This is a genomic window from Aquamicrobium sp. YD-1-mutant5 (assembly GCF_059509755.1).
The window spans coordinates 236,235-248,630 of the sequence record NZ_JCAKKP010000001.1; the positions used below are offsets into that span (position 1 = coordinate 236,235).

The 12,396-nt window shown below is 61.6% G+C and carries 12 protein-coding genes; 9 read left to right on the forward strand and 3 right to left on the reverse strand.

From position 1 onward, the window contains the following. The first annotated feature begins 7 nt into the window (after positions 1-7). Complete coding sequence (locus AC5XE7_RS01095; RefSeq protein WP_495364492.1) at positions 8-469, forward strand: type II toxin-antitoxin system RatA family toxin; 462 nt, start codon at positions 8-10, stop codon at positions 467-469. Here the strand turns inward: AC5XE7_RS01095 and AC5XE7_RS01100 are convergent. Together AC5XE7_RS01100 and AC5XE7_RS01105 are read right to left on the reverse strand one after the other, a co-directional pair. Further along, positions 442-987 carry a CinA family protein gene (locus tag AC5XE7_RS01100; protein WP_495364491.1) on the reverse strand — a complete coding sequence of 182 codons (546 nt, stop codon included), beginning with the start codon at positions 985-987 and terminating at the stop codon, positions 442-444. The two genes, AC5XE7_RS01095 and AC5XE7_RS01100, sit on opposite strands and share 28 nt — an antisense overlap. Then, the gene (locus AC5XE7_RS01105; RefSeq protein ID WP_495364490.1) at positions 984-2,213 is read right to left on the reverse strand and encodes a bifunctional 2-C-methyl-D-erythritol 4-phosphate cytidylyltransferase/2-C-methyl-D-erythritol 2,4-cyclodiphosphate synthase; all 1,230 of its coding nucleotides are present in this window, start codon (positions 2,211-2,213) and stop codon (positions 984-986) included. Before AC5XE7_RS01105 ends, AC5XE7_RS01100 begins: the two co-directional genes overlap by 4 nt. Positions 2,214-2,352: 139 nt before the next feature. On the opposite strand from AC5XE7_RS01105, the gene dusB reads away from it, so the two are divergent. The 6 genes from dusB to AC5XE7_RS01135 all read left to right on the forward strand — a co-directional run bounded on the left by dusB (position 2,353) and on the right by AC5XE7_RS01135 (position 10,315). Then, the gene (dusB, locus tag AC5XE7_RS01110; RefSeq protein ID WP_495364489.1) at positions 2,353-3,372 is read left to right on the forward strand and encodes a tRNA dihydrouridine synthase DusB; all 1,020 of its coding nucleotides are present in this window, start codon (positions 2,353-2,355) and stop codon (positions 3,370-3,372) included. Then, the gene (locus AC5XE7_RS01115) at positions 3,369-4,511 is read left to right on the forward strand and encodes a two-component system sensor histidine kinase NtrB (RefSeq protein ID WP_495364488.1); all 1,143 of its coding nucleotides are present in this window, start codon (positions 3,369-3,371) and stop codon (positions 4,509-4,511) included. The genes dusB and AC5XE7_RS01115 overlap by 4 nt, the downstream gene beginning before the upstream one ends. Beyond that, positions 4,508-5,962: a nitrogen regulation protein NR(I) gene (gene ntrC, locus AC5XE7_RS01120; protein ID WP_239798891.1), complete on the forward strand. Its 1,455-nt coding sequence runs from the start codon at positions 4,508-4,510 to the stop codon at positions 5,960-5,962. Before AC5XE7_RS01115 ends, ntrC begins: the two co-directional genes overlap by 4 nt. A gap of 113 nt (positions 5,963-6,075) precedes the next feature. Next, positions 6,076-8,358: a sensor histidine kinase NtrY-like gene (locus AC5XE7_RS01125; protein ID WP_239798890.1), complete on the forward strand. Its 2,283-nt coding sequence runs from the start codon at positions 6,076-6,078 to the stop codon at positions 8,356-8,358. Beyond that, positions 8,348-9,709, forward strand: a complete 1,362-nt coding sequence (ntrX, locus tag AC5XE7_RS01130) for a nitrogen assimilation response regulator NtrX (RefSeq protein ID WP_183830497.1) — start codon at positions 8,348-8,350, stop codon at positions 9,707-9,709. Before AC5XE7_RS01125 ends, ntrX begins: the two co-directional genes overlap by 11 nt. A gap of 270 nt (positions 9,710-9,979) precedes the next feature. Further along, the gene (locus tag AC5XE7_RS01135; RefSeq protein WP_495364487.1) at positions 9,980-10,315 is read left to right on the forward strand and encodes a septal ring lytic transglycosylase RlpA family protein; all 336 of its coding nucleotides are present in this window, start codon (positions 9,980-9,982) and stop codon (positions 10,313-10,315) included. Positions 10,316-10,371: 56 nt separating this feature from the next. Here the strand turns inward: AC5XE7_RS01135 and gloA are convergent, their stop codons facing one another. Beyond that, complete coding sequence (gene gloA, locus AC5XE7_RS01140) at positions 10,372-10,812, reverse strand: lactoylglutathione lyase (protein ID WP_495364486.1); 441 nt, start codon at positions 10,810-10,812, stop codon at positions 10,372-10,374. A gap of 184 nt (positions 10,813-10,996) precedes the next feature. On the opposite strand from gloA, the gene AC5XE7_RS01145 reads away from it, so the two are divergent. Then, positions 10,997-11,593, forward strand: a complete 597-nt coding sequence (locus tag AC5XE7_RS01145; RefSeq protein WP_239798888.1) for a cold-shock protein — start codon at positions 10,997-10,999, stop codon at positions 11,591-11,593. A gap of 163 nt (positions 11,594-11,756) precedes the next feature. Further along, complete coding sequence (locus AC5XE7_RS01150) at positions 11,757-12,296, forward strand: DUF192 domain-containing protein (RefSeq protein WP_495364485.1); 540 nt, start codon at positions 11,757-11,759, stop codon at positions 12,294-12,296. The last annotated feature ends 100 nt before the right edge of the window (positions 12,297-12,396 follow it).

Below are 12,396 nucleotides of genomic sequence, written 5' to 3' on the forward strand. Positions count from 1 at the left end.
TCGTTTCATGCCAAAGTTCGAGGCCACCCGCCAAGTCGCCCACTCGCCGGATCAAATGTTCGCGCTGGTGGCCGATGTCGAGCGCTATCCGGAGTTCCTGCCGCTGTGCGAGGCGCTGACCGTGCAGTCACGCCGCGAGCGCGACGGCAAGACGCTGCTCGTCGCCTCCATGAGCGTGGGCTACAAGGCCATTCGCGAGACCTTCATCACGCAGGTGCTTCTGAAGCCGCAGGAGCGGGCAATCGATGTCAAATACATCGACGGGCCGTTCAAATATCTCAGCAATGTCTGGGAGTTCGAGGAGCACGAAGCGGGCTGCCTCGTGCGCTTCTTCATCGATTATGAATTCAAGAGCCGCCTGCTCAGCGCGGTGATGGGAACCATGTTCGACCGCGCCTTCCGCATGTTCGCGGAAGCCTTTGAAAAGCGCGCCGATGCGATCTACGGACGTTCGGCTGAAACGGCCTGATCGTCGCCAAGGGCTTTGAGGCCCATGCGTAGCGCATGCTTGACCGTTTCGCGCCGGATGAAATCGCGGCCGCGATTGTCGAAGATGCGGTTTTCGACGTGCACGGGCTTGCCCGTTACGGCCAGACCGAACCAGACAAGACCGACGGGCTTTTCAGCGCTGCCGCCGTCAGGGCCGGCGATGCCGGTGACGGCAAGCGCGATGCCTGCGTGGGCGTTTCTCAGCGCGCCTTCGGCCATCTCTGCGGCTGTCTGGGATGATACGGCGCCATGAGCGTCCAGTGTCTGTGCGGAGACGCCCAGCATCTCCATCTTGGCTTCGTTGGAATAGGTGACGAAGCCCCGGTCGACCATGGAAGAGGAACCCGGAATGTCGGTCATGGCGGCGATGATGAGGCCGCCGGTGCAGCTTTCGGCAGTGGTTGCCAATATGCCGCTGCGCTTGCAGGCCTTCAGGAAGCGATCCGCCAGGTCTCCGACATCCTGATCCCTGATCTCTCCGACGCCTGCTTCCGTCATGCGGGAACCTCTCCGGGGTAGATGACGCTGGCCGTTACGATGGCCGCAATGCCTTCCTCGCGTCCGACGAAGCCAAGCCTTTCATTGGTGGTGGCCTTGATCGAAATACGCTCTGCCGAAATGCCGAGCATCGAAGATAGTTCCGCCACCATCGCTTCACGATGAGGGCCAATTTTGGGGGCTTCACAGATCAAGGTCACGTCGGCATTGGCGATGCGCCCGCCGCGCTCGCGCACGATCGCCACGGCATGTTCCACAAACAGGCGCGATGCAGCCCCCTTCCACTGCGGATCGGAAGGCGGGAAATGAGTGCCGATATCGCCGGCGCCGCAGGTGGCGAGTAGGGCGTCGGTGAGGGCGTGAAGGCCGACATCGGCATCGGAATGGCCGGATAGCTTGCGCGTGTGCGGAATGCTGATGCCGCACAGCACCACATGGTCGCCGGCTTCAAAGGAATGGACGTCATAGCCATTGCCGGTACGTACATCGGGAAAGCTTGACGCTGTCCCTTTAAGCCTCTGGTCTGCCATGGAAATATCCCTTGCCCATGTGAGCTTTACATTGTCCGGTGAGCCGGGCACCAGCATGACCGGGATGCCGGCCCATTCGGCGATCGCCGCATCGTCGGTGAAATCGTGGCGGCCGAGCGCATGCGCCCGGTCATGCGCCTGCAGAATTGGCCTGAACGGAAAACCCTGCGGCGTTTGCGCGCCATGGAGCCCGGCACGCGGCACCGTCTCGCCGACCATGCCGCCAAAGGCTTCCCGCTTCAGCGTGTCGGCGACCGGCAGGGCAGGCAGCGCACCTTGCGCTTCGGTGATCGTGTCGATGGTGCGGGTGATCAGTTCGGTGTCGCAAAAAGGGCGGACCGCGTCATGAATCAGCACCTTGTCAGGTGCTTTCTCATGCAGGGCGAGAAGACCCAGCCGCACCGATTCCTGCCGTGTCGGACCGCCGATGACGATGGTGACGCGGTCATGATGGTCTTCCGCTGCCTTGCGCAGCAATTCGCGGTCGTCGGCGTGGATGGCGACGACGACGGTATCCACCTGCGGATGCGACAGGAAGGTTTCCAGCGTATGCGCAATGACGGCCCGGCCGCCGATATGTCGATACTGCTTGGGGCCGTCAGCCTGGCCCGCGCGCTCGCCGCGCCCGGCGGCCACGATCACGGCCGCGATCCGGCACGTTCCCTCGCTAACAGAAATGTCGGTTCGCTCAGCCATGGCGGAGGCTTAGTCGCGCGGAACCGGGAAGGCCAGCATTTTCAGCAGGGGAGCGTGAATGTGACATGATTGTGCATTGCATCATTTCCGGAGATTGTTTAAACAATGTGCATCAATAATATCTGCATGGTTTTTGTGCATGTCCGATCAGGCCATCCTGTCCAAGCCTTTGGATATAGGCGGCGTCGAAATTCGCAATCGCGTTTTTCTGGCGCCGATGTCGGGCGTCACCGATGAGCCTTTTCGCCAGCGCGCTTATGCCCATGGCGCCGGCCTCGTCATTTCGGAAATGGTGGCCAGTGGCGAACTGGCGAAGGGACGCGCGGGCTTCGACCTGCGCATCCGTCATTCGGGCCTGCCGGTGCACATGGTTCAGCTTGCGGGGCGCGAGGCCTCGCACATGGCCGAAGCCGCGCGCATCGCTGTGGGCGAGGGCGCCGATATTATCGACATCAATATGGGCTGTCCGGCCAAGAAGGTGACGGGCGGTTATGCCGGGTCGGCCCTGATGCTGGATCTCGACCATGCGCTGACGCTGATCGAGGCCGTGGTCGGCGCGGTGGACGTTCCCGTCACCGTCAAGATGCGGCTCGGCTGGGATGAAAACGTGCTGAACGCGCCGGTTCTGGCGCAGCGCGCGGAACAAGCTGGCGTGAAGATGGTGACGGTGCATGGGCGCACGCGCTGCCAGTTCTACAAGGGCAGGGCTGACTGGAAGGCGATTGCCGGGGTCAAGGCTGCCGTTACGGTTCCGGTGGTCGCCAATGGCGATGTCGGATCTCTGGCGGATGCGGGGGCGATCCTGAGGGAGTCAGGGGCAGACGCCGTCATGGTCGGTCGCGCGCATTATGGCGCGCCCTGGACGGCCGGCGAGATCGCTTCTGCTGTCGGCGGTGTTCCCGCGCCGGAAATTCCATCAGTGGGAAGAGAACTGGCCTCCTATGTCACCGCGCACTACGAGGACATGCTGTCGCTTTATGGCAGGGAAAGCGGTCTGCGGCAGGCGCGCAAGCATCTTGGCTGGTATCTCGACCGACATGCGCCGTCCGTTGGCGCAGGCCAGCGCAAGGCGCTGCTGACCTGCGGCGATCCTCGGCAGGTGATTTCGCTGGTGAACGAGATTTTCAGCCAACCCGCCAATGCGAGGGACGCGGCATGAGTTCGATACCGATCAGAACCGCGGATGCGGGCGATGCCGCGCAGATCCTTCTCAACACGATCAGGCGGCCCGTCATCATGGTCGATCCTGAAGGCTATATCTCCTTCGCCAATGCGGATGCCGAGGACTTCTTCCGCTCCAGCGCCCCGGTTCTGAGACGCAGCACCTTGTCGAAGCTCATTCCCTTCGGCAGTCCGCTGCTGGCCCTTGTCGATCAGGTGCGCGAACGCCGCGCGCCGGTGAACGAATATCGCGTCGACATTTCCTCGCCCCGTCTTGGCATTGAGAAGATGGTCGATCTCTATGCCGCGCCCGTTCCGGAGTTCCCGGGTTCCGTGGTGGTCATGTTTCAGGAAAGGTCAATGGCGGACAAGATCGACCGTCAGATGACCCATCGCGGCGCGGCCCGCTCGGTGACGGGCCTTGCCGCCATGCTGGCGCACGAGATCAAGAACCCGCTTTCGGGCATAAGGGGTGCCGCACAACTCCTCGAACAGTCGGCATCCGACGAAGACCGGGCTCTGACACGCCTGATCACCGAAGAGACCGACCGCATCGTGGCGCTGGTGGATCGCATGGAGGTGTTTTCGGACGAGCGGCCGATTGACCGTTATCCGGTTAATATTCACGTGGTGCTCGATCGCGTGAAGGCGATTGCGAAAAACGGGTTCGCGCGTGGCATCACCATCATCGAGGATTATGATCCCTCCTTGCCGCCGGTTTACGGAAATCGCGACCAGCTCATTCAGGTGTTCCTCAACCTGATCAAGAACGCCGCCGAGGCGGTGGGCAGCGATCCGCTGGGGGAAATCATGCTGACCACCGCTTTCCGCCCCGGCATCCGCATGTCGGTGCCGGGCACGCAGGAGCGCGTCTCGCTGCCGCTGGAATTCTGTGTGCGCGACAACGGTCCGGGCGTGGCCGAGGATCTGTTGCCGATCCTGTTCGACCCCTTCATCACGACCAAGACCAATGGGTCGGGGCTGGGGCTGCCGCTGGTCGCGAAGATCGTGGGCGAGCATGGCGGCATTGTCGAATGCGATTCCAATTCGCGTGGAACCACCTTCCGCGTGCTGATGCCGGCATGGAAGGAGACAGTGCCGGATGAACCGATTCCAGATCAGGGAAATGCCCGATGAGCGTGCATGGACAGATACTTGTTGCGGATGACGATGCGGCTATCCGCACCGTTCTAACTCAGGCGCTGTCGCGGGCCGGCCATGAGGTGCGCGTGACCTCAAATGCCGGCACGCTGTGGCGCTGGGTGGCGGCGGGCGAGGGCGATCTGGTGATCACCGACGTTGTCATGCCCGACGAGAACGCCTTCGACATGCTGCCGCGCATCCGCAAGGCGCGGCCCGAATTGCCTGTGGTGGTGATGAGTGCGCAGAACACTTTCATCACCGCAATCCGCGCCTCGGAGGCCGGTGCCTATGAATATCTTCCCAAGCCGTTCGACCTGACGGAGTTGCTTGGCATCGTGCAGCGGGCGCTTGCCGAGCCGCGCAAGGCGAAGGCCGATCACAGGCCGGAGGATCAGTCCGATTCCCTGCCACTGGTTGGGCGCTCCGCCGCCATGCAGGACATCTACCGCATGCTGGCGCGGATGATGCAGACTGACCTCACCGTGATGATCACCGGCGAATCCGGCACCGGCAAGGAACTGGTGGCGCGGGCGCTGCATGAATATGGCCGCCGCCGCAACGGTCCGTTCGTGGCCATCAACATGGCCGCCATCCCGCGCGATCTGATCGAATCCGAGCTTTTCGGCCACGAAAAGGGCGCTTTTACCGGGGCGCAAAATCGCTCCACCGGCCGTTTCGAGCAGGCTGAGGGCGGCACACTCTTCCTTGACGAGATCGGCGACATGCCGATGGAGGCGCAGACCCGGCTGCTGCGCGTCCTTCAGCAGGGCGAGTACACGACCGTCGGCGGGCGTACGCCGATCCGCACCGACGTGCGCATCGTCGCCGCCACCAACAAGGATCTGCGCGGCCTCATCCATCAGGGCCTGTTCCGCGAAGATCTCTTTTATCGCCTGAACGTGGTGCCGTTGCGGCTGCCGGCGCTGCGCGAGCGTTCGGAAGATATTCCCGATCTGGTGCGCCATTTCTTCAAGCAGGGCGAAAAGGAGGGTCTGCAGGCCAAGCGCATTGCCGCCGCCGGCGTCGACCTGATGAAGCGCTACCCGTGGCCGGGCAATGTGCGGGAGCTTGAGAATCTCGTGCGCCGGCTGGCCGCACTTTATCCACAGGACGAAATCTCGGCCGACATCATCGATGCCGAACTGAACTCGGGCGAAAGGCCGGATCCGGTTGCCGTCGGCACGCTGATTCCGGAAAATCTCTCGATAGGGCAGGCGATGGAGCATTATCTCCAGCGTCATTTCGCGTCCTATGGGCCGGGACTGCCGCCGCCGGGGCTCTATCAGCGCATCCTTGCCGAAGTCGAGCATCCGCTGGTGCTTGCGGCCATGACGGCGACGCGCGGCAACCAGATCAAGGCCGCGGAAATGCTGGGTCTTAATCGCAACACTTTGCGCAAGAAGATCCGCGAGCTGGGCATCAACATCTACAAGTCTGCGGGCTGATGCCTCGGTCCTGAGCCGGCTTTGCAGGGGGAGGCCATATTCTCGCCCGTTTTGTTGCATAATCGCCACAATGTTGCATACATGTAACGCAATTCATGGTGTCACAGGGCGGAATGGCGACTCAAATTCTCAGCACCGGTCAGGTGCGACTGCCCAGAAGCCGCGCGCAGGAAGGCAGGCGTCTGCTCGCCCTGCCGGGCATTCTGGCGATACTGGGCGCCCTTTTTACGGCAGGCGCATCCTTCGCGATTCTCGTTGGCGCCACGCCCATCGCGCCGGACGGCACCATCACGCTCGTTCTCATCGCGGCGAACGCCCTTTTCATTCTGATGCTGATGGCGCTCATCGGCCGTGAGATTCATCGCATCCTGCTGGCGCGGCGCATCGGCAAGGCGGCTTCGCGTTTGCATGTGCGCATCGTGACCATGTTCGCGCTGGTGGCGGCCATCCCCGCAATCATGGTGGCAATCGTCGCCTCCATAACGCTGAATGTCGGGCTCGACAGATGGTTCGAGATCAGAACCAAGACGATCATCAACTCGTCTCTTTCGATTGCCGACGCCTATGTGCAGGAGAATGCCCGTAACCTTCAGGGCACGACCCTGTCGATGGCTTATGATCTGGACAGCGCGCGTACGCTCTACGGGCTCGACCGTACCGGTTTTCTCGATCTCCTGAACAAGGAGGCGGTGGGACGAGGGCTTGCCCACGCCGCGCTGGTGAGGTCGGACGGCTCATTCGTGATGAGCGCGCAAACCTCGGCTGATTTCGCCATGCCGGAGCCGCCGGAAGGCGCCATCCAGGAGGCAGAGAGCGGGCCGCCGCTGCTGATCGAGCCGCGCACGCGCAACATCATGGGCGCCATCGTCAAGCTGCGCGAGCTTGAGGGGCTGTTTCTCTACACGATCCGGGTGATCGATCCGGAAGTGATCAAGGCCCGCGAGATCGTGCGTGCCAACGTCGATGAATATCGCGGGCTGGAATCGAACCGGCGCCCTTCGCAGATCGCCTTTGCGCTGCCCTATCTGTCGATGACGCTGATCATCATTCTCTCTGCCGTCTGGACCGGCATCGCCGTTGCCGACCGTCTTGTGCGGCCGATCCGCCAGCTGATCGGCGCGGCTGACGAGGTGGCCACGGGCAATCTCGACGTGTCGGTGCCGGTGCGTCCATCCGACGGCGACGTCGCCTCGCTGGGCGCGACCTTCAACAACATGCTGCTGGAGCTGAAGTCGCAACGCAACGAGTTGCTGACGGCAAAGGACCAGATAGACGAGCGCCGCCGCTTCTCCGAAGCGGTTCTGGAAGGCGTGACGGCGGGGGTTATCGGCGTCGACGCGGAAGGCATCGTCACCATCGTCAACCGCTCGGCGGAGATCATGCTGGCAATCGATGCGGAGACAGCCACGGGACAGAACCTCTCCGTGCTGCTGCCGCTGGTCGGCCGGGCTTTCGAGATCGGGCGCAAGTCGGAAAAGCCGGTCTATCGCGAGCAGGTGACGTTCTATCGCTCGGGTGCGGAGCGCACCTTCAACATCCAGGTCACCATGGAGGAAGAGGACAACGAGGATGCCTCGAAATCCTATGTGGTGACGGTGGACGACATCACCGATCTCGTCACCGCCCAGCGTTCGTCCGCCTGGGCCGACGTTGCCCGGCGCATCGCCCATGAGATCAAGAACCCGCTGACCCCGATCCAGCTTTCGGCGGAGCGCATCAAGCGGCGCTACGGCAAGGTGATCACCGAGGATCGCGAAGTGTTCGACCAGTGCACCGACACGATCATCCGGCAGGTGGGCGATATCGGCCGCATGGTGGACGAATTCTCGTCCTTCGCCCGCATGCCGAAGCCGGACATGAAGCAGCTGGATCTGCGCGAACCTTTGCGCGAGGCTTCGTTCCTCGTCGAGGTCAGCCGCCCCGATATCCGTTTCGAGCGCCAGTTCGGCAATGAGCCGCTGCCCGGCACATTCGACACGAGGCTTTTGTCGCAGGCTTTCGGCAACGTCATCAAGAATGCGTCGGAAGCGATGGAGGGCGTGGAGCGCGAGGATGGCTCGTCGAGCGTCATCATGATCCGCGCCGGCCGCGAGGGAGACAGCATCCGTGTCGACGTCATCGATAATGGCAAGGGCCTGCCGCGCGAGCATCGCCAGCGGCTTCTGGAGCCCTATATGACGACGCGTGACAAAGGCACGGGCCTCGGCCTCGCTATCGTCAAGAAGATCGTCGAAGACCATGGCGGTCGCCTGGAGCTTCACGATGCACCGCAAGAATTCCATGGCGGAAGAGGCGCCATGGTTACGATCATCCTTCCTGCTGCCGGAGGCTCTGCCCCCACCTCCGCCGGCTCATCGTCTGAAAAAGAAACTGTAAAGGTCGAAAATGGCGTCTGATATTCTTATCGTCGATGACGAAGAAGACATTCGCGAACTCGTCGCGGGGATTTTGAGCGATGAAGGTCATGAAACGCGCACGGCCCATGATGCCGACAGCGCGCTGGCGGCGATCGCGGAGCGCGCGCCGCGCCTGATCTTTCTCGACATCTGGCTGCAGGGGTCGCGGCTGGATGGTCTGGCATTGCTGGACGAGATCAAGACGATGCATCCGAACCTTCCGGTGGTGATGATCTCGGGCCACGGCAATATCGAGACGGCCGTGTCGGCGATCCGCCGCGGCGCCTATGATTTCATCGAGAAGCCGTTCAAGGCCGATCGGCTCATCCTCGTCGCGGAAAGGGCGCTGGAAACCTCCAAGCTGAAACGCGAGGTTTCCGATCTCAGGCAGCGCAGCGGAGAGACCTTCGACCTCATCGGCATGTCGTCAGCCATGAGCCAGTTGCGCCAGACGATCGAGCGCGTGGCGCCCACCAACAGCCGCGTCATGATCATCGGTCCCTCTGGTTCCGGCAAGGAACTGACGGCGCGCGCCATCCATGCCATGTCGTCGCGCAAGAGCGGGCCGTTCGTGACGCTGAGTGCTGCGACGATCACGCCGGAGCGCATGGAGATCGAGCTGTTCGGCACGGAATCCAACGGCACCGAGCGCAAGGTCGGTGCACTGGAGGAGGCGCATCGCGGCATTCTCTACATCGATGAAGTGGCCGACATGCCGCGCGAGACGCAGAACAAGATTTTGCGCGTTCTGGTCGACCAGCAATTCGAGCGCGTCGGCGGCACCAAGCGGGTGAAGGTCGACGTCCGCATCATTTCGTCGACCGCTCAGAACCTTGAGGCGATGATCGCGGACGGACGTTTTCGCGAAGACCTGTATCACCGTCTGGCGGTGGTGCCGGTCATGGTGCCGGGGCTTGCCGAGCGCCGCGAGGACATTCCCTATCTGGTCGACCACTTCATGAAGCAGGTGGCCCGGCAGGTGGGCATGAAGCCCCGCCGTGTGGGCGATGATGCGATGGCCGTGCTGCAGGCTCACAACTGGCCGGGGAACATCCGCCAGTTGCGCAACAACATCGAGCGCCTGATGATCCTCGTTCGCGGCGATGACGTGGAAGCGCCGATCACGGCGGATCTGCTGCCGGGGGAAATCGGCGATGTGATGCCCCGCACACCCGGCCAGTCAGATCAGCACATCATGGCGCTGCCGCTGCGCGAAGCGCGCGAGCAGTTCGAGAAGGATTACCTCATCGCGCAGATCAACCGCTTTGGCGGCAATATTTCACGCACAGCCGAATTCATCGGCATGGAGCGTTCCGCTCTGCACAGAAAGCTTAAGTCTCTGGGAGTGTGAGATAATCCATGATTGAATCCCGGCTGTTCAAAGTAACGCCGGGATTCTTTCCAATTGCTGTTTCCTAATTATTTATGAATCCGGCGCGGCCTTCGTATCCGAATATGTGCGACCTGCCCTGACAAACTGTTTCCACAGTTTTTCAAACGTGTTCCATGGCGGCGAATCAGGTGGTTGATCACCTCATTTGCCGCCTCATTTCTTGTCTAGTGGCTCCGCACGACCAACGGAGCAGATTTAATGACGAAAAGGAACGGGCGGGCCGTAATCATGGCCGCCGTTGCAGCAGGCGTGATGACGGGTGCCTTTACGACCGACGCTTCTGCAACCATTCAGTGTGGACGTGCATCCTGGTATGCGCTGCATTCCAAGACAGCATCCGGCGAGAAGATGAATCCCTCCGCCATGACCGCTGCACATCGCACACTGCCTTTCGGCACACGCGTGAAAGTCACCAACAAGAAAAACGGCAAGAGCATCGTTGTGCGTATCAACGACCGCGGACCCTTCGTGAAGGGAAGGGTTCTCGACCTTTCCAAGGCCGCGGCCAATCAGCTCGGCTTCATTAGCTCGGGCCACACATCGGTCTGCATGGCAAAAGCCTGAGATCGCGAAGACCGGTCAAAGCCGCCCCTTGTGAATTACAGGGGGCGGCTTTTTTCTTACCAGCTTCCCGTATTCGGCATGGAAGCCCAGGGCTCGGCTTTTTCCCTGGCGTTCCCCTTTTGCAGCAGCTCGATGGAGATGCCGTCAGGGGATTTGATGAACGCCATATAGCCGTCGCGCGGTGGGCGGTTGATGGTGACGCCCTTGTCCATCAGTGACTGGCAGGTTTCATAGATGTCATCGACCTCATAGGCGAGATGGCCGAAATTCCTGCCGCCGGAATAGGTTTCGGGGTCCCAGTTGTAGGTGAGTTCGAGCAGGGGCGCGCTCGCCTCGCGTCCGCTTTTCTCGTCCTGATCTGCGGCAAGAAATATCAGGGTGAAGCGACCCTGTTCGTTTTCCTGCCTGCGCACTTCGCTCATGCCCAGCTTGTTGCAGTAGAAGTCGAGCGCGGCGTCGACATCGGCGACCCGAACCATGGTGTGTAGATAACGCATGAAAACCTCCTGAGCGGAGCCTGCAACATAGGGTCGGCGTTCGCCGGCGGCAACCGAGGGTTCCGTCAATACAACTGAATGATACGTGCAAAATGTATCTCTGCTCTTGCACAACTGCGAACCCGGAATGCTATCCTGCAGTTGAAGAATCAGTTGTGTGTTGATGCCAGATGGGGGCGTTCTGATGGGGGAAAAAGCCTCTTTTACGGGGCGGGAAGCGGACCGGACCGACACAGTCGCTCGTCAGGAACATGCTGACAGTGCCGATCTCACCGAAGTTTCCGGTGCGATCAAGTGGTTCGACGTCGCCAAGGGGTATGGGTTCATCCTGCCGGATGAGCCGCATCTCGGCGATATTCTCCTGCATGTCACCTGCCTGCGCCGTGACGGTTTTCAGACCGCTCAGGAAGGCGCGCGCATCGTTTGCCTGGTCAAGCAGGGGGAACGCGGCCTGCAGGCATTCCGCGTCCTGTCCATCGACATGTCGACGGCAACGCATCCCACGGAGCTTCCCGAGCAGCGCACCCATGTGGTTGTCACGCCGGAAAGCGGGCTGGAGCGGGCTCTGGTGAAGTGGTTCAACCGCACCAAGGGCTTTGGTTTCCTGACCCGCGGCGAGGGCACCGAGGACATTTTCGTTCACATGGAAACGCTGCGCCGCTTCGGCGTCACCGAATTGCGGCCCGGACAGGTCGTTCTGGTCCGCTTCGGGCGGGGCGAAAAGGGCCTGATGGCTGCGGAAATTCACCCCGACGTTGGAACCCTGCCGGTTTCGCACTGACCGCGGATGCCACATTTCTGGGGCTGCCCGTCTATTTCTGTGGCTGATCGCCTCGCGCCACGGCGGTCAGGCAGTGCGTTTCTTTTTCAATCATCTTCGATCTTGCCCGGAAAACCTCCTTGCCAATAAGGTGCCGGCGGAAACTGGCTGAAAGAGTGGCGCAATGGTCGTGAAACGCTGGAGTTGGATGGCGGGAGTGTTTGCCTGCCTCGCGCTGGTAATAGCTGTTTCTGCGCCGTCTCTTTCGCAGGGAACGGAAACAGCGGCCGGCCAGCCGATGCTTCTGCCCGTCGACGCGGATCCGCTGGAAATCGCCACCACCGCCGGCCCGCGCTTTTTTGCCATCGAGGTGGCTGATAACGGCGCTAATCGTTCGGCGGGCCTGATGTATCGCCAGACAATGCCGGACGATCGCGGCATGCTGTTTATTTTCGAGGAAACCCGGCCGGTGAGCTTCTGGATGAAGAACACGCCGATGGCGCTCGACCTCGTGTTCATTGCGGAGCAGGGCCGCATCGAGGCTATTCTGCCGGGCGAGCCTTATTCCATCGCCCCCATCTCGCCGGAAAAACCTGTTCGCTATGTGCTTGAACTGAAGGCTGGAACGACCGGCAGGGAAGGCATATCTGTAGGCGATATGGTACGGCATCCGAGGCTGAACGAAGCCGGGGCCACGCAGATGGCGCCCGCGAACGGCGGCTGAGGTTTGGCTTTTGCGGGCAGGCAGCGGTTTGAGATAGGCGTGCCTTCAGTTTTGCCCGGTGGTCCCCCGATGGTCCATGCGATCGCGATGCAATTCAGGA

Coding starts and splice junctions, on each gene's coding strand:
- ntrC (WP_239798891.1), top strand. CDS start 4,508: ATGAGCGTGCATGGACAGATACTTGTTGCGGATGACGATGCGGCTATC.
- AC5XE7_RS01150 (WP_495364485.1), top strand. CDS start 11,757: ATGGTCGTGAAACGCTGGAGTTGGATGGCGGGAGTGTTTGCCTGCCTC.
- gloA (WP_495364486.1), bottom strand. CDS start 10,812: ATGCGTTATCTACACACCATGGTTCGGGTCGCCGATGTCGACGCCGCG.
- AC5XE7_RS01135 (WP_495364487.1), top strand. CDS start 9,980: ATGGCCGCCGTTGCAGCAGGCGTGATGACGGGTGCCTTTACGACCGAC.
- AC5XE7_RS01095 (WP_495364492.1), top strand. CDS start 8: ATGCCAAAGTTCGAGGCCACCCGCCAAGTCGCCCACTCGCCGGATCAA.
- AC5XE7_RS01145 (WP_239798888.1), top strand. CDS start 10,997: ATGGGGGAAAAAGCCTCTTTTACGGGGCGGGAAGCGGACCGGACCGAC.
- AC5XE7_RS01100 (WP_495364491.1), bottom strand. CDS start 987: ATGACGGAAGCAGGCGTCGGAGAGATCAGGGATCAGGATGTCGGAGAC.
- dusB (WP_495364489.1), top strand. CDS start 2,353: ATGTCCGATCAGGCCATCCTGTCCAAGCCTTTGGATATAGGCGGCGTC.
- AC5XE7_RS01125 (WP_239798890.1), top strand. CDS start 6,076: ATGGCGACTCAAATTCTCAGCACCGGTCAGGTGCGACTGCCCAGAAGC.
- ntrX (WP_183830497.1), top strand. CDS start 8,348: ATGGCGTCTGATATTCTTATCGTCGATGACGAAGAAGACATTCGCGAA.
- AC5XE7_RS01115 (WP_495364488.1), top strand. CDS start 3,369: ATGAGTTCGATACCGATCAGAACCGCGGATGCGGGCGATGCCGCGCAG.
- AC5XE7_RS01105 (WP_495364490.1), bottom strand. CDS start 2,213: ATGGCTGAGCGAACCGACATTTCTGTTAGCGAGGGAACGTGCCGGATC.